Annotated in this window: 18 protein-coding genes; 10 read left to right on the top strand and 8 right to left on the bottom strand. The window is 42.3% G+C overall.

All coding sequences use genetic code 11. The features are described from left to right. Positions 1-224 precede the first annotated feature (224 nt). The 4 genes from F8S12_RS30410 to recN all read right to left on the bottom strand — a co-directional run bounded on the left by F8S12_RS30410 (position 225) and on the right by recN (position 5,530). Complete coding sequence (locus tag F8S12_RS30410) at positions 225-686, bottom strand: hypothetical protein (RefSeq protein WP_196515278.1); 462 nt, start codon at positions 684-686, stop codon at positions 225-227. Between the two features lie 27 nt (positions 687-713). Then, entirely contained in the window at positions 714-2,552 is a 1,839-nt protein-coding gene (locus F8S12_RS30415) for a bifunctional serine/threonine-protein kinase/formylglycine-generating enzyme family protein (RefSeq protein ID WP_196515277.1), read from the bottom strand. Between the two features lie 307 nt (positions 2,553-2,859). After that, positions 2,860-3,594 (bottom strand): ABC transporter permease, encoded by a 735-nt coding sequence (locus tag F8S12_RS30420; RefSeq protein ID WP_230967805.1) that lies wholly within the window; start codon positions 3,592-3,594, stop codon positions 2,860-2,862. Between the two features lie 196 nt (positions 3,595-3,790). Further along, the gene (recN, locus tag F8S12_RS30425; protein ID WP_196515275.1) at positions 3,791-5,530 is read right to left on the bottom strand and encodes a DNA repair protein RecN; all 1,740 of its coding nucleotides are present in this window, start codon (positions 5,528-5,530) and stop codon (positions 3,791-3,793) included. Between the two features lie 262 nt (positions 5,531-5,792). On the opposite strand from recN, the gene F8S12_RS30430 reads away from it, so the two are divergent. The 5 genes from F8S12_RS30430 (at position 5,793) to tilS (ending at position 11,385) form a co-directional block, all read left to right on the top strand. Further along, the gene (locus tag F8S12_RS30430; RefSeq protein WP_196515274.1) at positions 5,793-7,784 is read left to right on the top strand and encodes an ABC1 kinase family protein; all 1,992 of its coding nucleotides are present in this window, start codon (positions 5,793-5,795) and stop codon (positions 7,782-7,784) included. Between the two features lie 73 nt (positions 7,785-7,857). After that, entirely contained in the window at positions 7,858-8,913 is a 1,056-nt protein-coding gene (gene ccsB / locus F8S12_RS30435) for a c-type cytochrome biogenesis protein CcsB (RefSeq protein ID WP_196515273.1), read from the top strand. A gap of 377 nt (positions 8,914-9,290) precedes the next feature. Next, positions 9,291-9,599: a KGK domain-containing protein gene (locus F8S12_RS30440; RefSeq protein WP_196515272.1), complete on the top strand. Its 309-nt coding sequence runs from the start codon at positions 9,291-9,293 to the stop codon at positions 9,597-9,599. Positions 9,600-9,729: 130 nt separating this feature from the next. Beyond that, the gene (locus F8S12_RS30445; RefSeq protein ID WP_196515271.1) at positions 9,730-10,350 is read left to right on the top strand and encodes a Uma2 family endonuclease; all 621 of its coding nucleotides are present in this window, start codon (positions 9,730-9,732) and stop codon (positions 10,348-10,350) included. A gap of 12 nt (positions 10,351-10,362) precedes the next feature. Next, the gene (tilS, locus tag F8S12_RS30450; protein WP_196519974.1) at positions 10,363-11,385 is read left to right on the top strand and encodes a tRNA lysidine(34) synthetase TilS; all 1,023 of its coding nucleotides are present in this window, start codon (positions 10,363-10,365) and stop codon (positions 11,383-11,385) included. Positions 11,386-11,557: 172 nt separating this feature from the next. On the opposite strand, the gene F8S12_RS30455 is transcribed toward tilS, so the two are convergent. The 3 genes from F8S12_RS30455 to F8S12_RS30465 form a co-directional block, all read right to left on the bottom strand. Next, positions 11,558-11,797, bottom strand: coding sequence for a hypothetical protein (locus F8S12_RS30455; RefSeq protein ID WP_196519975.1), 240 nt, complete (start codon positions 11,795-11,797; stop codon positions 11,558-11,560). Then, a complete protein-coding gene (locus tag F8S12_RS30460) occupies positions 11,781-12,056 on the bottom strand; it encodes a BrnT family toxin (RefSeq protein WP_196519976.1) in 276 nt (91 codons plus the stop codon). The genes F8S12_RS30455 and F8S12_RS30460 overlap by 17 nt, the downstream gene beginning before the upstream one ends. Positions 12,057-12,122: 66 nt before the next feature. Further along, entirely contained in the window at positions 12,123-12,641 is a 519-nt protein-coding gene (locus F8S12_RS30465) for a hypothetical protein (protein ID WP_196519977.1), read from the bottom strand. Positions 12,642-12,858: 217 nt separating this feature from the next. Between F8S12_RS30465 and F8S12_RS30470 the strand changes: the two genes are divergently transcribed. Then, positions 12,859-13,011, top strand: a complete 153-nt coding sequence (locus F8S12_RS30470) for a hypothetical protein (protein ID WP_196519978.1) — start codon at positions 12,859-12,861, stop codon at positions 13,009-13,011. 206 nt (positions 13,012-13,217) lie between these two features. Here F8S12_RS30470 and hmpF read toward each other — a convergent pair whose 3' ends face one another. Further along, on the bottom strand, positions 13,218-14,978 hold the full coding sequence (hmpF, locus tag F8S12_RS30475; protein WP_196519979.1) for a pilus motility taxis protein HmpF: 1,761 nt from the start codon (positions 14,976-14,978) through the stop codon (positions 13,218-13,220). A gap of 404 nt (positions 14,979-15,382) precedes the next feature. Between hmpF and F8S12_RS30480 the strand changes: the two genes are divergently transcribed. From F8S12_RS30480 to F8S12_RS30495, 4 genes are all read left to right on the top strand, one after another. After that, complete coding sequence (locus F8S12_RS30480; RefSeq protein ID WP_196519980.1) at positions 15,383-16,579, top strand: response regulator; 1,197 nt, start codon at positions 15,383-15,385, stop codon at positions 16,577-16,579. Between the two features lie 208 nt (positions 16,580-16,787). Beyond that, positions 16,788-17,153 (top strand): response regulator transcription factor, encoded by a 366-nt coding sequence (locus F8S12_RS30485; protein ID WP_069073698.1) that lies wholly within the window; start codon positions 16,788-16,790, stop codon positions 17,151-17,153. A 13-nt stretch (positions 17,154-17,166) separates the two neighbouring features. Further along, positions 17,167-17,697, top strand: a complete 531-nt coding sequence (locus tag F8S12_RS30490) for a chemotaxis protein CheW (protein ID WP_196519981.1) — start codon at positions 17,167-17,169, stop codon at positions 17,695-17,697. A 14-nt stretch (positions 17,698-17,711) separates the two neighbouring features. Further along, positions 17,712-20,654 carry a methyl-accepting chemotaxis protein gene (locus F8S12_RS30495; protein ID WP_196519982.1) on the top strand — a complete coding sequence of 981 codons (2,943 nt, stop codon included), beginning with the start codon at positions 17,712-17,714 and terminating at the stop codon, positions 20,652-20,654. Positions 20,655-20,815: the final 161 nt, after the last annotated feature.

Genomic DNA, 20,815 nt, shown 5'->3' on the forward strand with positions numbered 1-20,815 from the left:
CAAGAGCAGGGATGGGCTGGAGTTAAGAATGGCGAACTGATTGCGAGGATTGATGGTGTGTATGATATTTTTCTCACATCAGATAAGAATTTGAAATACCAGCAAAATTTGACTGGAAGAAGTATAGCGATTATTGAGCTTCCTACAAATCGATTAAAGCTATTAACAACTATCACCGATAAAATTTTGGCCGAAGTTGAGAGTATTTCGCTATTGCTTTTAATTCAGAGACTTGTTCTAACCCACCAGCTTATTTTCTCCAAATTAGCACTTATTTCATGCCAAAAACTTGCTGATTCCTCTGCTTCTCTTGTTATTTCAAGCATTTTATAAATGCAGTCGAAGTTTTTTTGAATCAATTGTTTATCTAGTTTAGGAATATCTAATTTAAGATATTTTAGACGGTTAGGTAATTCTACTTTCTCTTTTGTAGGTAAATTGGGAATTTGCTCAACTAGTTCTAAAACTTTATCTATTGATGCAATTACTTCTTTCAGGCTCGGCTTTTTAGCTTGTAATTGTAAATCCTTTTCTTCAAAGGTTTCTTCTTGATTCCCTAACTTTACTATTACTATTTTAACCAAGAAAATATTGTAATCTACCGCACTTACTTCACCCACTTGTTTTTGATATTTTCCACTTTTATTTATAAGTACTATGTCACCTTTCTCAATTTTATCGTTCATAATTTATACAACTTCAACATAAAATTGCTAAATAATATCTTCTACGGAAAATACTACTCTAAAGCCAGAAATTCTCAGTCCACCGTCTGACTCATTCCAACTGCGACTGGCGCTGCGACAAAGTTCTGCACCGAAACTCCAAGAACCACCGCGTAGCACCCGGCGATGTATATCACCGCCAACTTCCCAAGCTGTTCCATCTAAAGGCGCATCGTTGTAATTGTTGTGCCACGAATCAGCACACCATTCCCAAACTAGCCCATGCATATCGTACAATCCAAAGGCATTAGCGACTTCAAAACTACCGACATTTGTTGTTTCTTTACGGAATTTGCTTTTTGGTTCGACAGCGCAACTGACTAACTCAGAAGTAACCGTTTCGCCAAAGTGGAAGGATGTTGTAGTTCCAGCACGACAAGCATATTCCCATTCAGCTTCACTCGGTAAACGATAGTCGCGTCCAGTTTTTTCTGATAGCCTGAGACAGAATTCTACAGCCTCATACCAAGATACATTTTCCACTGGTCTATCTAGACCTTTAAATTTTGATGGATTGGGATTTAAGATTTGTTTGATTTTGGGTAAAGCTGCTACTACTTTCCACTGTGCTTGAGTTACAGGAAATTTTCCCATAAAAAATGGTTCGACGGTAACTTTGTGCCGAGGACGTTCGTCAGCATCTCCTTCAAACTCTGGTGAACCCATCATATACGTACCACCAGGAATCGATACCATTTCTAATGTGACAGACTTACCCAATTCTTCGGCAAAGAAGTTTGCACTACAGTTCATCCGGTTTACTTCTCTACCACCTGTGTCTACTGTCACTACGTCAAATTCAAAAGTTTCTAACGGGGGTAATGGTACTATTATTTTTTGTGGTAATGGCGGTAATAGGGGTTGAGACATTGAGACAATTTTTAAGGCAACAGGTTCAATGTTCAATGTTGTAAACTTTAAATCATTAATAACTTCTACTGCTGTTTGATATCTTTCGCTCGGTAGATGTTTCAGTAATTTATCTAAAATTTTTCCTAAGTCGTCGCTGATAGTAATGCCTCTTTCCTGTAACCGTTCGCGCCACAACCACTTAGCATTCATTGCATCATAAATAGGGTCATTAATCTGTCCCGAAGCATCCTGTAAAGGCAAACATTGAGTTAAAAGACGCACGCAAGTTACACCCAAAGCGTACAAATCACTGGCGTGACAAGCAAATCCAGCCATTTGTTCAGTTGGTGCATAACCAAGAGTATAAATTACTGTAGCTTGTCTTCCTAAACTGGTTTGTGTTACCTGTTTAGCACCGCCAAAGTCAATTAATACGGGTTTTTCATCACTTGCACGGCGAATAATATTTTCTGGTTTGATATCCCGATGAATGACATTATGGGTATGAATAAAATCAAGAACTGGCAATAAATCAGCTAATAGTTTCCAAATTTGTTCTTCACGATATATTTGTTGCTGAACTTCTTGTAAGAGAGTTTTTCCTTGAATAAATTCTTGCACAAGATACAAGCTAGAACCTTGTTCAAAATAAGCGAGTAATCTGGGAATCTGGGTATGATTTTCTCCCAGTTCATACAACCGAAAAGCTTCTTCTTTAAAAAATTCTGCTGCTTTGGTGCGTTGTCCTGTTCCCTGAAATTGTGGGAAAAATTGCTTGATGACGCAAGGCGCATTTAGTCTGTCTACGTCTTCTGTAGCATAAGTTCTGCTGAACCCACCTTCACCTAAGAGTCTTAATACGCGGTAACGGTTTCTGAGAAGTTTGCCAAAGTTGCTTTGTCCGCAACTCACGCAAAATCTATTGCCATCAGAGTTAAATGGATTTGAGCAATTGGGATTTTGGCAGATTTGCATAATGAAGGGGAAATAGCATCTTCTCCAAAGTTAGCCCCAATATTATCTAATTGAAAACAGTGATGTAGAGAAGCGAACACGGAAGTTTTTCCATGTGCTTAAAACTCTCTTTCATAGAAGGATGATTAATAATTCAAAATTAAAAAGAGTTAGATAAAAACAGCAGCGTCTTGCGGGGGTTCCTACCGTTGTGGCGACTGCGGGGGATTTTAAACCCTGACTGAAACTGATGCACCCTACATTTTAATATAGCTGTTGTTCACTATCCAAAAAAGTTTGCAAAGAACTTTATTGCCAATTGCGACTCTTATTTGAAAGTTTTATTCTCTCCAGCGATGCGAATTAATTCAGCTACAAGAGCAACGATCGCAGATACTGAAATCAACATAACACTCAAAGCATTAATATCAGGCTTGACTCCTGTTCTAATCCGGCTAAAAATTTCCATTGGCAGGGTGTTAGAACCGCTACCAGCTGTGAAACTGGCAATGAGAAAATCATCTAAGCTGAGGACAAAAGCCAAAAGACAACCAGCTACAATACCAGGCATTAATTGAGGCAGTAATACTTTGATGAAGGCTTGAATTGGTGTAGCCCCTAAATCTAGTGCTGCTTCTTCTAAGTGAGGATCTAAATTTGTAAGTCGTGAGGCAACTACAAGTCCGACGTAGGCGAGACAAAACACTACATGGGCTGCAACTATCGTCCACAAACTTAAAGGTATTGCAAACGCCGCTAGACACACCAAAGTAGCCACTGCGATCGCAATATCGGGAATAATCAATGGTAGGTAAGCAACACCGCGATACAATTTCTTCCCAGGAAATTCGTAACGCGCTAACCCAACCGCCATCAAAGTTCCCAGCACTGCTGAAATTGCCACTGCACAACCAGCAACGATCATACTGTTTTGCAAAGCCGATAAAATGCGATCGTCACTGAATAATTTGCCATACCAATCAAGAGTGAATCCTTGCCAAGTTGCACTGTAGGGCGATTGATTAAAGCTATAAAAGGCAAGTACCACTATAGGGAGGTACATGAATACAAATATAAGCAGTGAGAAAACCGCCTGCCATGAGACACGCGGTTTTTTAAGGGAGGGAGAAATATTCACGTTTATATATGATTTTTCTTTATAGGACAATAAACTATCATATTTTCTGTAAAAAGTCAATATTTTAACTCTCTTCTCTGTAAATATCCCCTACATTTCAACCTCTTGTCAATTCTTAAATTTAGACTTGCTCCCTGCGGCGGTGGTTAGCAGCTTGCAATAACAGAGATTCGGCAAAAGCGATCGCATCACTTGCAGATTTACCACCAGCTAACTGCGCTAGTTCTTCCCGGCGGGTGGTTAAATTATCCAAGGTAGTAACTCGCACAACGGTACGCTGTTCGGCGTTGTCTTTTTTATTTTTGCCTTGATTAATAATTTGCTTATCTACGCGGAAATGCCGATCGGCCATTGCAGCAACTAAGGGCTGGTGAGTAACACACAATACTTGGTTGCGTTGACTTAACTGGTGTAATTTTTCAGCGATCGCTTGGGCGACTCTTCCCGAAACCCCGACATCAATTTCATCAAATACCATTGTCCCAGCCACATCAACCTGGGAAAAACAAGTTTTCAGCGCCAGTAAAAAGCGGCTCATTTCACCGCCAGAGGCAATTTCTGTTAAAGGTTGCAGTGGTTCTCCAGGGTTGGGACTAAATATAAAGGTAATTTTATCTGCTCCCATAGCAGTTGGGGAAGCAGGCAGTATCTCAACCTGAAATTTCACCTTTTCCATCGCTAGGGGCTTGAGTTCAGTTATCAAACGTGATTCTAAATTAGCAGCCGCCTTACTCCGCAGTTGAGTTAACTGATTACTTCCTTGGATGAGTTTTTCAAAACACACCTTTTCTTGCTGTTCTAGGTTTTCAATAGATTGTTCGCTGTCGTTAAGTATCCCTAACTCCCCTTGGATACGTTGGTAATAAGCGATCGCTTCTGTTAGTGTCGGCCCATACTTGCGGCAAATTTGCTTTAATTCCTGAATCCGTTCTTCCACTTCTTCCAACCGATGGGGATCGGCTTCTAAACCATCCCCATAGGCATTAATTTGCTTTCCCACTTCCATTACCGCAGCTTGCGCGTCTCTTACCAATTCCAACAAAGGTTGCAGTTGGGTATCATATTCCACCATGTGATTTAACGTTGCTTCACTGTCTCCCAATAAATCTGCTGCGGCTGGGGTTTCATTATCGTTTTGATACAAAGCTTGATAAACTTTGTAACTCATCTGTTGCAAATCGACGACATGATTCAGGCGTTCTCGTTCTTGTCCCAACTGTTCCAATTCATTAGATTCGCTAAGATTAACTGCTCCCAATTCTTGCACTTGATAATTGAGCAAGTCGAATTGTTGCAACCGTTCCCGTTCAGATGTCCGGCGTTTTTCTAGTGCTAGATGCGCCTGTTGGTAAGTACTGAAGCTGGTGGCGACTTTATGGCGCTGCTGCATTAAAGAGTCACCGCCATATAAATCCAACCAGTCGCGGACTTGGGCGGATTGTCCCACTTGTACCGCTTGGCCTTGGGCTGTGATTTCCACCAAGCGATCGCGCATTCCTCCCATGATCTGCCGATTTACCAACACGCCATTTACCCGCGATCGGCTGCGGATATTACTAGCAGTAGCCGTAATTTCTCGGCTAATCACTACGGAATTTTCATCAAGCAAATCTATTTCTTGTTCAGTCAACCAAGCAGCTAGGGGGGCGTTTGAGGTGAAAGTTGCTTCTACCATTGCCCGACTTGTCCCTGTGCGAATGACTCGACTAGAGACTTTACCGCCTAAAGCGGCATCAATGGCATCCAAGATAATCGATTTTCCAGCGCCGGTTTCACCCGTCAACACATTTAATCCCGCGCCAAATTCCAATTCCAGTTGGTCAATTAGGGCAAAGTTTTCAATTCGCAGGCAAAGCAACATCAAGCCAAATTCTCCATAAGGGCAGATGCCGGGTAGTTTCAATTTACAGAACAATGTAAGGATGATTTTTCGGCAATTAGCAATACCTACTACTATTAAACTAATATGCCCATTTAAGTTTAGCAGACCTCCTGGTACTGAGAACTTTTAAGAGGCAGAGGAAGGAGTAGGTGAGGGAGAGGGAAAATAATAATACTTATTCCCAATCCTGAACATATTGTTACAATACTTAATGTGATCGTTCTGACTGGTGGCCTTCTTCATGATTGTTAAGACACTTCCCCCTAGTTCCCGACCGATTCAGGAGGACAGTAGCAACGGCACAAGTCGCCGAGGCGAACTGGACGTTATTGATGTAGTGCCAGAAGAAAATGGTACACAAAGCTTAGTTGTTCGCTCGCCAAGCCTCTTAGCCGCCCAAAAGATCAGGACAACAGCTCAACCTGAGACGCTTTACGATCCCGTGAGCATAGCGGCACATTACCAAAATAGACCCCTGGAAGTTGTACGGCGGATTTTCGCCGTGTTGGGGCCGACTCTATCCTTTGTTTTTGGGTTGTGGTCGGATGGTAAACGGGGAATTGTCGTCAAAAATGATCGCCGCCGAGCCACTCAGCTCCGAGTATTGCTGACCCAACTGGGGCCTGCTTACATCAAAATTGGCCAAGCTTTGTCCACCAGACCGGATCTGGTTCCTCCCGTATTCTTAGAAGAATTAACTAAGCTACAAGACCAATTACCGCCTTTTCCCAACGAAATTGCTTACCAGTTTATCACAGAAGAACTAGGTGCACCTCCCCAAGAGGTTTACGCGGAACTCTCAGCCCAGCCAATTGCTGCGGCTTCCTTGGGGCAAGTCTATAAAGGTAAGCTAAAAACTGGTGAAGAAGTCGCTGTTAAAGTCCAACGCGCCGACTTAAGAGAGAGAATCACCATTGACTTGTATATTTTGCGTAACCTCGCCGCCTGGGTGCAGAAAAAGGTCAAACGGGTAAAAAGTGACTTAGTTGGTATTCTCGATGAATTAGGCGATCGCATCTTTGAAGAGATGGACTACATCCACGAAGGTGAAAATGCCGAAAGATTTTTCGAGTTATACGGTCACATGAAAGACGTATACGTACCGAAAATTTACTGGGAATATACTAATCGTCGCGTCTTGACGATGGAGTGGATTAATGGCACCAAATTAACCCAGACAGAAGAAATTAAAGCCCAAGGTATCAATGCTCGTTATCTAATTGAAGTGGGTGTGCAGTGTTCCCTGCGCCAGTTGCTAGAACATGGATTTTTCCACGCCGATCCCCACCCTGGTAATTTGTTAGCCACAACCGATGGCAAATTAGCTTATCTCGACTTTGGGATGATGAGTGAGATTAAGCCACTACAGCGTTATGGTTTAATTGAAGCGATCGTCCACGTCGTCAACCGTGACTTTGAAGGGTTAGCAAAAGATTACGTTAAGTTAGATTTCTTATCACCAGAAACCGATTTAACACCAATAATCCCAGCTTTTGCGAGAGTCTTTGCTGATGCTCAAGGAGCCAGTGTTGCCGAACTCAACATTAAAAGCATCACCGATGAACTATCGGCTTTGATGTATGAGTATCCTTTCCGCGTACCGCCCTACTACGCCTTAATTATTCGCTCCCTCGTGACGCTCGAAGGTATTGCAATCTTTATAGATCCAAACTTTAAAGTTCTCAGCGAAGCTTATCCCTACGTTTCCAAACGTCTGTTAACTGACCCAGCACCGCAATTAAGAGCATCATTGCAAGATTTGCTATTTAAAGATGGCAGATTTCGCTGGAATCGCTTAGAAAACTTGTTAAAAAATGCACGTAATAGTCAAGACTACGACTTTAATTTAGTCCTGAATCAGGGAATAGAATTTCTGTCATCTGAACGCGGAGCTTTTATTCGTGACAAACTGGTAGATGAATCTGTTAACGGACTCGATGCTTTAGGTAAGAATGTTTTACATAACTTCACCTATTTGCTGCGGGAACGGGTAGGGTTGACAGGAGTTAATAAAACTCCGGCGGCGACAGTTGAGCAACAACAAACCTTGGAGCATATCAAACGTATATTAGGTATTCTCAGAGAAACACAAGGCTTTGACCCAGTAAAACTTGCCTCCCAAATTGCCCAGTTACTGGTAAATCCAGGTGTGCAACGTTTAGGTCAACAAATTGCCAACCGCTTTACGCAGAAGGCTGTAGCTAGGTTAATTCGGCAATTGCTGGCATCGTAGTAAAATTTATGAGTTAAAAACTTTCTAGAACTCATAAACCATTACTTTAAATCATCCACGGAGAGAACACTTTATGAATCTGGTTGTACTCCAAAACTGGCTGGACAATGCCTCCTTTGCCATATTATTCCTAACAATGCTCGTGTATTGGGGAGGAGCGGCTTTTCCAAATCTGCCTTATCTAGCCGCTTTAGGGACAGGTGGGATGGCGATCGCTAATTTGTGCATGGCGACTCTACTAGGGGCACGATGGATAGAAGCTGGTTACTTTCCTCTAAGTAATCTGTATGAATCTCTGTTTTTCTTAACTTGGGGAATTACCACTGTCCATCTAATTGCCGAAAATAGTAGCCGTAGCCGCTTAGTAGGAGTTGTTACAGCTCCGGTGGCAATGTTGATCGCTGCTTTTGCTACCATGACACTACCATCCCAGATGCAAGCGTCAGAACCCCTAGTACCTGCCTTGAAGTCAAATTGGCTGATGATGCATGTCAGCGTCATGATGTTAAGTTATTCTGCTTTGATGGTGGGTTCGTTATTAGCGATCGCTTTTCTAATTGTCACTCGCGGTCAAGATATCCAACTGCAAGGCAGTTCAGTAGGTACTGGTGGTTATCGCAGCAACGGTTACCGCTTGCACAAAGCATCTGAGTTAGTTTCTCAACCACCAGCCCCCCCTATCGAAAATAACGGCTTTACTCGTTTTGAAAGCAGTGGCAACGGCAACGGTAACACTGCTGTTCTGGGTTTAGTAGCTGCCCCTGAGTCTCAAACCGTAACATTTGCTGAACCTCTTTCACCCCAGCGCCTTAGCCTTGCCGAAACCCTCGACAACATTAGTTATCGCATCATTGGACTAGGTTTTCCTTTATTGACAATTGGGATCATTGCCGGTGGCGTTTGGGCTAACGAAGCGTGGGGTTCCTACTGGAGTTGGGACCCCAAAGAAACTTGGGCATTAATCACCTGGTTAGTTTTCGCCGCCTACCTCCACTCACGAATCACTCGCGGTTGGCAAGGGCGTAGTCCCGCAATTTTAGCCGCCACCGGCTTTGTCGTTGTCTGGGTTTGCTATCTCGGTGTGAATCTTTTAGGTAAAGGTTTGCATTCTTACGGTTGGTTCTTCTAAAAACCTCACCTAATTTTGGAAATCGCCCTCACCCAAAAATAATCAGGGCGTTGCTTAATTTGAGTATGAATGATTCTTTTTAATCTCATGTGAAGATAGGCAAATATCTAGATTCAGTTTGCGCGGCAGTCGCTTTCCTCGTTCCCAGGCTCCGCCTGGGAATGCATTCATTGAGTCTCTGGCTCAATGTCTGACTTCCTCTAAGAGGTTGTTTGAAAAGTCCTATTGTAGGTATCAAAAGATAATAGTCATCAGCAGCAACCGAAGAAAAATTAACTTTATATTGGATAGCACTAAATCTACAAAATCATCATTATTTTATTTCGGATCAACTACTAAATCTGTAGAAAGTATAGATTTAGTGATAGGAGATTTTTATGGAAGATGGATTCGACAGACTGAATCACGATGAAGTTGTGTCTATAGAACCAGACACTTTTAATAAGTTAAATATTGCTAAAACTTTTAAAGTCCGTGATTTAATTACAGCAATTAAGGAATATATTGGAGCAGATGAGCCAGATGAAGTAAATTTGTATACCCAAGGATTAAATTGTGAAGTTTTGCAGTTTAGTACTCAGGGATGGAAAAAAGGAAAAGTTAGACTTGCTTTAGAATTTTGTCCTGATGAATCTGAATCACCACTTGATGAAATTTTTCAGAAACTTAAACAAGTAGAAAACTAATATCTAGTGAAATCGTACTAAGTTTAATAAATTTAGCCCTTCTCTACTCGCACAGGAGGGCTAAAGAGTAGATGTAAGATTAACCACTATACTTTAGGAATTTTAAGTCCTTTTTTAGCAGGTTAACAATATGGTTCAGACTCCAGTTAAAAAACTAACTTTTGAAGAGTTTCTAGAACAATACCCTGATGGCTCTGGCATTTACGAACTAAGCAACGGAGAGATTATATCAGTGGAGGCAACTAGAGCGCATAAGAATGTGGCAAGGTTTTTAATGCTTGCCTTCAATGATGAAATTAGACGCTTGGGATTAGACTATATTGCTGACAAAGATGTGATCATTAGAACGTTTACTGATACTGGGCAAGAACAAGGCAGAAATCCAGATGTGAGCGTAGTTAGTGAATCACAGTGGAATAGTAATGTTCTAGCCTATGGGGCGCTGATTGAGCCAATTCAACTTGCTGTGGAAGTCACCTCAACAAACTGGGATGATGATTACATTGACAAACTAGATGAGTATCATCGGCTCGGTATCCTTGAGTATTGGATTGTTGACTATCTGGCGATCGCTTCTCGCGCTTATCTCGGTAATCCCAAACTCCCCACGATTTTTGTTTACCAGTTAGTTTACGGACAGTATCAAATCCAAAAGTTTACGGGCAATGACCGCATTCTTTCTACTACTTTTCCCGAACTAGTGTTAACTGTTAAAGAAGTTGTGGCTGCAAGTCAAATCAAAAAACTATGAGGAGTTCCAAAAATGGTATGGACTTCTCTACATGCAAAAATACATCGCACTATCAAATCGCGTCACTTATTTGAGCATAACCAGCGTCTATTAATCGCTGTCTCTGGCGGACAAGATTCTTTATGTTTAATAAAATTACTTTTAGATTTACAATCCAAATGGGGATGGTATTTAGGTATTGCTCACTGTGATCATCGCTGGCGTTCTGATTCTCAAGCTAATGCTAATCACGTCGAAAACTTAGCTAAAACTTGGGATATATCTTTTTATTTAGAAACAGCGATCGCTCCGGTAAATAGTGAAGCTGCTGCACGCGATTGGCGCTATCAAGCTTTAAGTGCGATCGCTCAGGCAAACAATTATCAATATATAGTTACAGGACACACCGCAAGCGATCGCGCCGAAACTCTCCTCTACAATTTAATTCGCGGTACTGGTGCTGATGGCTTACAAGCCCTAACTTGGCAACGCTCTCTAACTACAGACATTATGCTAGTGCGTCCACTTTTAGAAATCACTCGCACACAAACAGAGCAATTTTGTCAAGAGTTTAAATTGCCAATTTGGGAAGATTCTACCAATCAAGATTTGAAATACGCCCGCAACCGTATCCGCAAAGAGTTATTACCATATTTACAAAAAAATTTCAATCTTCAAGTAGAATCAGCCTTAGCCCAAACAGCAGAACTGCTGCAAGCGGAAGTGGAATATTTAGAAAAAGCTGCCCAGCAGTTGCGGGAAGAGGCGATGTCATGGGACATAGGGCATGGGGCATGGGGCATGGGGCATGAAAAAGATTCTCTTACTCCTCTTTTTCCCTTAAGGTTAAATCGCCGAGTATTGCAGAAAGCACCACTGGCACTGCAACGTCGTGTGATGCGTCAGATATTGCAGCAAATACTGACTGATGCCCCTACTTTTGAACACATTGAAAAATTAACGGTTTTAATTATAGCGCCCAACCGATCGCAAACTGATCCATTTCCCGGTGGTGCGATCGCTCAAGTAGAAGGTGACTGGATCTGTTTGAAATAGTTATTCATGAATTATTTGCCATTTTACTTCCTCAAAAAATACCGGCGCGCTCTAATTTGACATCAAACCTTAGTAAGTAATTCTTGCACTATTGTCTCCACCAAGGTCTAGCAGTCTAACGGTTCGGTTGAGCGGCTGTCAGAAACCTTCGCAACCACAGCAAAATCTCTTATCAGTCCGCTCCAACCGGGTTGTTAGGCTGCTGGCGCTGAGCAATTTGAATTAATAATCGCAGTGCCTCATTAACAGATGCAGCCGTCGGAAAAGCTTGGGCAACGTCAGGTTCCAAGAGGACTAAATTTGTTCCAGCACGGTATCGCTCAACATACTTGCCTCTTACGCCTCCTGTCATCTTGGAAAAGTCGTATTCAGGGCGTAGTTCATCTTCCAGTTCGTCAACTTCCTTCTTCATAAAACCTCTTTTCCTGGCGAGTAGCGCTTCGGGCACTGATAATCCGAGTGCGGTTTTCGCGGTCAGTATGGGAGACAACCAATAATTGCCCTGACCTTGACATTCCAATGATAACGTAGCGATTTTCCCCAATCGAATGATCAGAGTCAGGAAATGTTACAGATAAAGAGTCATCAAATACGGTCGCGGCTTCTTGGAAAGAGATGTTGTGCTTTTTCAGATTGATAGCAGCTTTCTCTGGGTTCCACTCAAATTCCATGCACAGGCTCTAGTTGCCGACAACTTCAAAGATAGCGTAGATGTATCAATACTCACTTTTTTGTCTTCATTTCTTAAGCAGCGTTACGGCAATGTTTACAATGCTTAGGATTATGACAGACCAAAGTTGCCATCTTTTAACTACTTCTTCACGGGCTTCCAAATTGGCTTTTCTCCGCCTCTCGATATGTTGTAAGCCCCAGTCAAGAATTTCAAGGGTAGAAGGAGGAGCATCTTTTTCTGTACGAAATTGACTACGAAAAACATCATCAACTGACAGCGCCTCAATTGCATTTAACTGTGATGCTTCATCCTCCAAATCACGAATCCAAGCAGGACGCTTACTCACCTGTAATTGCATTGCAATTTTCCATTCTTCCAAGCGGCGTGAAGGTACTCCTGGTCGAAATAACTCACCTCGTTCTTCTACAAGACTTTCTATGTCACAGTCAGCAGGTAATTTCAGTCTGTATCTAATTCCGTTGTAACTCATGATGGAAATAGGGTCGTTACAAGCTAGAACCCATAATGCTGAGAGGACATCAAACTTATCCCGATTACTCTTTGCTCGATGTCTCTTCTTCATTTTGAAAAACTGATGCTACTGGTCACGGTGTAATAAAGTCACAACAATATTTAGTCAAATATCAAGGTGGTTCGAGTCTAAAACTTGACCGACCATTTTGGCGTACTGCCCTAACCCAAAAACGAAGCAGCCTAACGCCTGAATTGAGCGGCAATCGATCGCCTTTCAACTCAACACGAAATCTCTCAATATTGATTGTCCGCTCCAATGGTGTGTTATGCCCAGATCGCTTAATTATTATTTATCTTTGCGATCGCCGATAATTTCTCGGAACTTTATCTTACCGCTCAGGGATGGTGTAGAACAGATTCCTCAACAACTCAATGTTGATATAGAAGCTGTCCGGCTTGCTGTACAGCAGAGTGGGTAGTCACCCGCCTTGAACTAAAGATTTTTGCGGATATTTAGTCATCTTGAGATGACTTTTGTTATTGGCAAGGAAGTTCAATTCCTCCGGGACATAACTTTTACGTTAAGTTGACACGTATGACAGATGTGCCACTCTGCTGTAGTCTATTGAATTGCAAATTGCTATATCTACAAGTCTCAGCTACTACATTTACCACTGGGCACTTTTTAAGATGCTATTAATTCGGGCTGAGGCATTAAACCTTGGAGAGTATGGCGCATCAGAGCGATCGCTTGGAGTTGAGAGTCACCAGTTTCCTGGAATTGATCCAAAGATTCTCCAATTCCTTGCAGCTTTTGCCGTAAGCCATCCAGAGAATCCTGAATTGGTTGTAGCGCTTCTTCATAGAGATTCACTCGACCACAGCATTCAGCAGTTGCTTTTTGCAGGGATAGCAAGTTTTCCTCGATCGCTTTCAGTTCTTGGCGCTTCTCTTCCAAATCGTGAGTTTGATTATCAATCATTCCCTGATTTAGCTCAACGCCAGCGCGGATCTGCTCAATCTCACGTTCCAGCTTTTGTATTTCCTGTGAATGTTGTTGTCGCTGGGTTTCAATTTGTAACAGAATCGGTTCTAAATTAATTTTGTTACCATTTTCTTCATCAGTAACAGTATGTCCTTGCCGCCGTAGCAGTACAGCTTGGTGTTGTTTGAGAAACTTCTGATGTTGTAGCATATTGCGGCGTTGTCCCACCAAACTGGAGTTTAGCATCTGATAGAGGTCTGTTTCATCCGTTAGTTCCAGTTCTAAATTGATGTGGTCATGGTCGGATGCATGATTTATTTTATTTTGTAGTTCTTCTATAGTTTCTTGTTTATATTTCAGTTCTTGTTCTTGATCGTGAACAAAGCTAGCGTCTATTTCCAACTTATACTGCAAGTCTTGAACTATCTTTTGTAGTTCTTCTAAAGGCTTTTTCTCCAAAGCTTCCACATCAGCTTGCTGTCCGAGAACCACATCACCAGATGTTGCAGCCAAAGAGTGAATCTGTTGATATAACTCTTCCTGATTTCGTAACTGCTCTTTGATTATCTGAGCATACTCTTGCTTGCCGGTAAGAACTGCTGTGTTCACCTGCAATTGGGCTGTGTGTTGAGCTAGAGAATTTTGTGCTTGTTGCCATGCGTTTTGGCGATCGCTAAAGGTTTGTGACAAGCGTTCAACTTCTGCTTGCTGTTGAGCGATCGCAGTTTTTTGCTCCTCCAATTTTTGCCAATGCGGGATCAGAGTAGCTTGCTGTTTTTCGATAAACTCAAAAGCCAGGTGCAGGTGTTCTTTGACCGTTTCCGTGGGAGGAATGCAAGTAGACAAGCGATCGAGTAATTCACTCATCACCCGACTTTGTTCCTCATCTAAAACCGTCCCCTGTTGGAAGTCCGCTTGACGTTCATCTAAGCGACGCTGCTCACCTCGCAAATGCTCCCAAGCGCCTTCCAATTCCTGGCGGTTGCGCTCAATTTCTGCTTGTAACCGTTCAATCTCTCCACGGGATGTTTCAACTTCCTGTTTTTGCTCCTCCAGTCGTTGCAACTCATCCTCCATTTGTTGCAACTGTTCCAGGCGTGCTTCCATGTCCATTTCACGGCGATTCAACTCTTGCGCCTGAAACGTTAGCGACTGTTTCCACTGATCAATTTCATCTTCCTTGAGCTTAAATTTCTCCAATTGGCGGGAAAAATTCTGCAAAATGTTGACTAACGGACGCCCTGCCTCCTGAATCCGCTGCACTTGACGATTCGGATTCAGTTCAACCAGTACCAAAGCACCATCATTTAATTTGCTTGCGTCCTCAGCGGCAATCACTTCTTCCGACACAGTACTCCAATTCTGGTCAGTTCGCTGACAAGCTAGCAATTTCAGTTCGGTTTTGGCACCGCCACTGAGTAAACCACCTTTCTGTTTTTGTACTTCTGCTAAATACAGCACACCGTTAGTCCTTATTGATGCACTTAAAGTTCGTGTTTTGGGATCTACCTTAGATAATTCTGTTAACTTGTCTTACTGAACCGAAGTTTAGGAGAACAAGACAGACAAAAGTATTTGTAGACGCGAGATGTTACGTCTTGATACTTAATAGAAGCAACTTGGTCGCGCCTTTATATTTTGTACTGATGATAGTCATGATGACTTCCGTGTTAACACTAGCTTTGTCAAAGCGTATTACGGAATATTAAGGTTTATAGCTTAATGTATTGCTTACATAGAAAGAAGGAACAAGGTAAAAATCTTTCTAATACTCATAATCAATACTTAAACTACCTGCTCGAAAAATTCCGGGATACCATTAATACACAATATCAACGCCATTGCAAGGAGCACCTTTTACGTAAATGCAGGGAAATTTAAATGAAATTGATATTTGCAGCATCCTGCAATTAATTGAGTTGGGACAGCGAACTGGACAACTATGGGTGGAAGCTCATAACTCTTACCATAGCAACAAACTAGATGGAGATGGAGCGATCAGATATCACTCCAAACAAAAATCTTGGTTCGTCTTTTTCCTCAACGGTGAAATTATCTATTGCCAAGAAGGCGAAAGTAGTTTATCCCGGATTAATGATTATTTACGTTATTACCGAGTCGAGACGCGACTCGCCGACCAACAAGTTGCCGAGTTATCATCAACCGACGCGTCAGAGTATGCCTATCTTTGGGCGCTCTTGGAGCAAAATATCATCACCCCAAAGATAGCTGGTAATATCATCCACGGCTTAGTGCATGAAACCCTCTTTGACCTGCTGAGTTTACACCAAGGTAACTTTATTTTCTATCAGGATGCGCCACTTGCCCCACAATTAAATACTTTGGAGATTGCTCCCTTCGTCACAAAAATTAGGAAGCAGGTACAAGAGTGGAAACAACTCTATCCACATATTCAGTCTCCCGAACAGTTGCCAGTGCTATCTGACAAAGCTCAGTTACACTCCTCGCTACCAGCAGCAACCGTGAGTAAGCTACAACATTGGGCTGATGGTAAAACATCCTTGCGTCAATTGGCTCGCTATCTCAACCGAGACATTTTGACAGTGGCTAAGGCAATATATCCATATGTGCAACAGAGTTGGCTACAACTAGTATATTCAGTCACAACTAACCCGGATACTCACACAGAAAATTGGGACTTGGAGGGAAAATACAAAGGACGGATAGTATGTATTGACGATGCGATCGCCATCGGTGAGACTATAAATTCCATCTTAAAAGCACAAGGTTATGAAGCGATCGCTCTCACCAATCCCTTAGAAGCACTTAATCTGGTTTTTCAACTCAAACCGGATTTAATTTTATGCGACATTGCTATGCCGGAATTGGAGGGGTACGAGGTTTGCGCCATGCTGCGACATTCAACAGCATTTCGCCTCTTACCGATTATTATGCTTACTGGTAAAGATGGATTTCTTGATCGAGTCAAAGCTAGGATGGTCGGGGCAACAGATTATTTAACAAAACCATTTACAGATACTGAGTTACTCATGCTCGTAGGGAAATATATAAACAAAGACTTTCATGAAAATAGGGCATAGGGCATTGGGTAGATAAAGAAAGCCAAGACTTGTTGATTTGCTAAAAGATCAGGTAAAAGATGTTATCACAGAGTCAGCCAATGCAGTGAAACGTCAATATCCAGGAAAATAGTCAAAAACTAGAATTAATTTATACAGTTAATACTTGCGGAGGAATCAGGGAATGTTCCAATTAGGAACGTCTACATCAGGAGGTAGATAAGCATTTATGAGTACAGTTCTGATTGTGGAAGACAGTATCGCGCAAAGGGAGATGATTACAGACCTCCTGAAAGCAACTGGACTAACAGTTACCCATGCCAGTGACGGGTTAGAAGCGCTGGAGGCAATTCAAATAGCACCCCCCGATTTAGTGGTATTGGATATTGTCATGCCTCGGATGAACGGCTACGAAGTTTGTCGTCGCTTAAAATCCGATCCAAAAACCCAAAATGTCCCTGTGGTTATGTGTTCTTCAAAGGGCGAAGAATTTGATCGCTACTGGGGAATGAAACAGGGTGCAGACGCTTATATAGCCAAACCGTTTCAACCAACCGAGTTGGTGGGAACAGTCAAACAACTGCTGCGAGGATAAGGATAAAAACAATATGGTCAGCAAACCGGACTTTTTAAGTGGCGGCGGTCAAGACCACTTTCGACCAGAATTACAAGTAGAAAGTCCTGAAGGTGAGTTACATTTGAGGTTTTACATTCCCTCGCATCAGGAGTTTGCCCTACAAGCAACTGGCATTCGGGAGGTAATTGAACTAAGTCCTGATCGAATCACTCCGATTCCTAATGCTTCTCCTTTACTTTTGGGTACTCTAAATTTACGAGGTCGAGTTATTTGGGTGGCCGATTTGGGTCAATTTCTTGGAGAAGCAAGTGCATTAAACACGGATAGAGCTGAGATTCCGGTGATTGCCATTGAAGAGCAAGACACAATAGTGGGTTTAGCAGTAGAGGAAATTGGTGGTATGGACTGGCTGGATGTACAGAATCTCATGCCACCAACTAGTATTCCAGATACTATGGCTCCTTTCTTGCGCGGAGAGTGGTTATTAGATGCTAAAAAAAATCAGTGCCTACGACTACTCGATCAAATGGCAATTTTACGGAGTGCTAGATGGGCAGGATGAAATTGGAGGAGGAAATGGCAGCAAGTATTGAGAATTACGAGCCAACGTATCAACAGGCGATGACCGCCTATGTCCAAAGGAATTATGAGGTTGCCGCCACTTTAGTTGACCAAGTGGTGCAAAATTTACCAAATGACCCGAACTCCCATTTGTTAAGGGGTCACATCTACTATGTTTTGCAGCAGTACGATGTAGCAAAAGAAGAATATCAAAAGGTATTACGCTTGACTGATGATCAAGAAATTGTTGGTTTTGCCAATAATGGAATTGAGAATATTAATCAATACCTACAATCGTTCGGTAGCCAGATTGATTCATCAGCAAATGAAGAACAAATAAAGTCCTCAGACCTGTCTGATGTATTGGCATATAACGAACAAGAATTAGAAGATTTGGGTGCTAGTGAGGAGTTTGACAGCAAGAACCTTGATTTGAACTTTTTTGGAGAGAATCAAGAAACTGTGAATGGCATTGAAGAACTATCTTCAAATAGTCCATTTGACATCCCCACAGAAGACAGTAATGGAACGGGAAAAATATCAGATTCTTCTACAGCTTTTGGTAACGACCCTTTTGCCTTAAATGAAGAATCAGAGGAACAAGAATTCAATAGCAGCAGTTGGGAGGAAAAAACAGAATTAGAGTTGCCTGCTTTCTGGCAGGAAGGTCTATCAGAAGATAGTCTTGAAGAATCATTAGTAAATAGTCAGTTTTCAGATAATGAAATAAACTCTGATCACGGAAATTCAACTCTTGACAAGAATAAATCTTCATCTTCTAATTCACAAAATGGTAATAGCAACAATAATCTGCCTAATCTATTAAGTGAACCGGAGTTTCAAGAGCCTAGTATTGCAAATTTAGAATATAAAAAATCTAGTTTTGGAGATGAAACTTTATTGATTGCTGAACCAGAATTTAAAAATAGTTCGGCAACAATAAATAACTGGGAATACAACAGTGAAGATAATTTACCTGAAACCGAAGCACATGAATGGTTGGAACCAGGAACTTTTGTAAAAGAGGAAGCTTTTCAGGCGAATTTATCTGATGATTCTTCATCTTTTAGCAGCAATCTACCTCTGAAAGAAAAACAGATCAATTCAGGTGAACTTATCGGTCAAAATAGCTTTGATGATGAAAATTTTGATCTAGAAGCATTTGAATCTGCCTTTGGCTCAGAGGGGTTAGGCTCTCACGAAGACTCAAACAATATACTGAATGGAGAAAATTCTAAAAGCAATATAGAATTTTTAGATGACTTTGAGGAATTTGATGATTTAGGAAATATTCCAGGGTTTGATCTGAGCGAAAGAGATTCTAATTTCGGTGATGTAGCAGTGCATTCTGCTCCATCAGAAACTAGCGGTAGTGGACGCTCTCAAAGCGCGCAGGCTTTTTTAAGTGATGCAGCTAGCGATCGCGAAGAAGAACTATTCTCGCTCACTGGTTCACATGAATCAGTTCCAGTCTTTAGCCAGACAGATGTCTCAAAACTAGAACCAAACGTTAACGTCGAACAAGGTTGGTTAGCACCATTAGAAAATGCCTCCATTGAAAGGAAACAATGGTTAGTTGCTGGGACTGTGGGCATTGTCTCGGCGCTGGTTGTAGCCACAGTCAGCTTTGTCGCCACGACGTTTTCGCCAGCCGGGCAACGAGAATCAGTGCGGAACACTGGTTGGGGAATGTCGCTAGCAGCAGGGCTTACAGGTTTTGCTACCGCCGGCTTTATGGGGAATCTCACACTCAAGCAAATTCGGCGCACAACCAAGGATTTGGAAACTCAATTTGAAGCTGTACGCCAAGGAAATCTCAATGCTCAAGCTACGGTGTATTCCGAAGATGAATTGGGGCATTTAGCTACTGGCTTTAATGAAATGGCGCGGGTAATTTTCACGACTACAAGTGAAGCCCAACGGAAAGCCGATGAGCAAGAGGAAGCCAAAGAAAACCTGCAACGTCAGGTGATTCGCCTGTTGGATGATGTGGAAGGAGCTGCTAGAGGCGATTTAACAGTCCAAGCCGAGGTGACAGCCGACGTACTGGGAGCCGTAGCTGACGCTTTTAACCTGACAATTCAAAACCTGCGGGATATCGTCCAACAGGTAAAAGTGGCTGCCAAGGATGTGACAAAAGGTGCAACCAACTCTGAAACCTTTGCTAGAGCCTTATCTAGTGATGCTTTGCGCCAAGCAGAAGAGTTGGCAGTCACACTGAATTCTGTACAGGTGATGACCGACTCGATTCAACGGGTAGCAGAGGCGGCGCGGGAAGCCGAAACCGTAGCTCGTGATGCTAGTACGATCGCTCTCAAGGGTGGCGAAGCAGTAGAAAATACTGTGGCGGGGATTTTAGAAATTCGAGAAACCGTTGCCGAAACCACTCGGAAAGTGAAGCGTTTGGCGGAATCTTCCCAAGAAATTTCTAAAATTGTGGCATTGATTTCCCAGATTGCTTCGAGAACCAACTTATTAGCACTCAATGCTAGTATTGAGGCGGCAAGAGCGGGAGAAGCTGGACGCGGATTTGCGATCGTGGCAGATGAAGTGCGCCAGCTAGCAGATAAATCTGCCAAATCCCTGAAGGAAATTGAACAAATTGTGATGCAAATCCAAAGCGAAACAGGCTCAGTGATGACCGCGATGGAAGAAGGCACACAACAAGTAATTAAAGGCACAAAATTGGCAGAAGAAGCCAAGCGATCGCTCGAAAACATTATTCAAGTGGCGAATCGCATCGATATTCTTGTGCGCTCAATTACCAGCGACACTGTGGAACAAACTGAAACCTCCCGCGCTGTCGCTCATGTAATGCAATCAGTAGAACTTACCGCGCAAGAAACTTCGCAGGAAGCACAGCGAGTTTCGGGTGCCCTACAACACTTAGTAGGTGTATCCCGTGACTTGATCGCCTCCGTTGAACGTTTCCGAGTGGAAACTATGGAAAGTAGGTAAAAAAGTTAGGAGTTAGGAGTGAGGAGTTAGGAATAAAAATCATAACTCACAACTCACAACTCATAACTTGCAAAAAAGTTAGGAGTTAGCAGTAAGGAGTTAGAAATAAAAATTACAACTCATAACTCATAACTCATAACTCACAACTCATAACTCATAAC

It is taken from the genome of Nostoc sp. WHI, from assembly GCF_015714725.1.
Taxonomy (GTDB): domain Bacteria; phylum Cyanobacteriota; class Cyanobacteriia; order Cyanobacteriales; family Nostocaceae; genus Nostoc.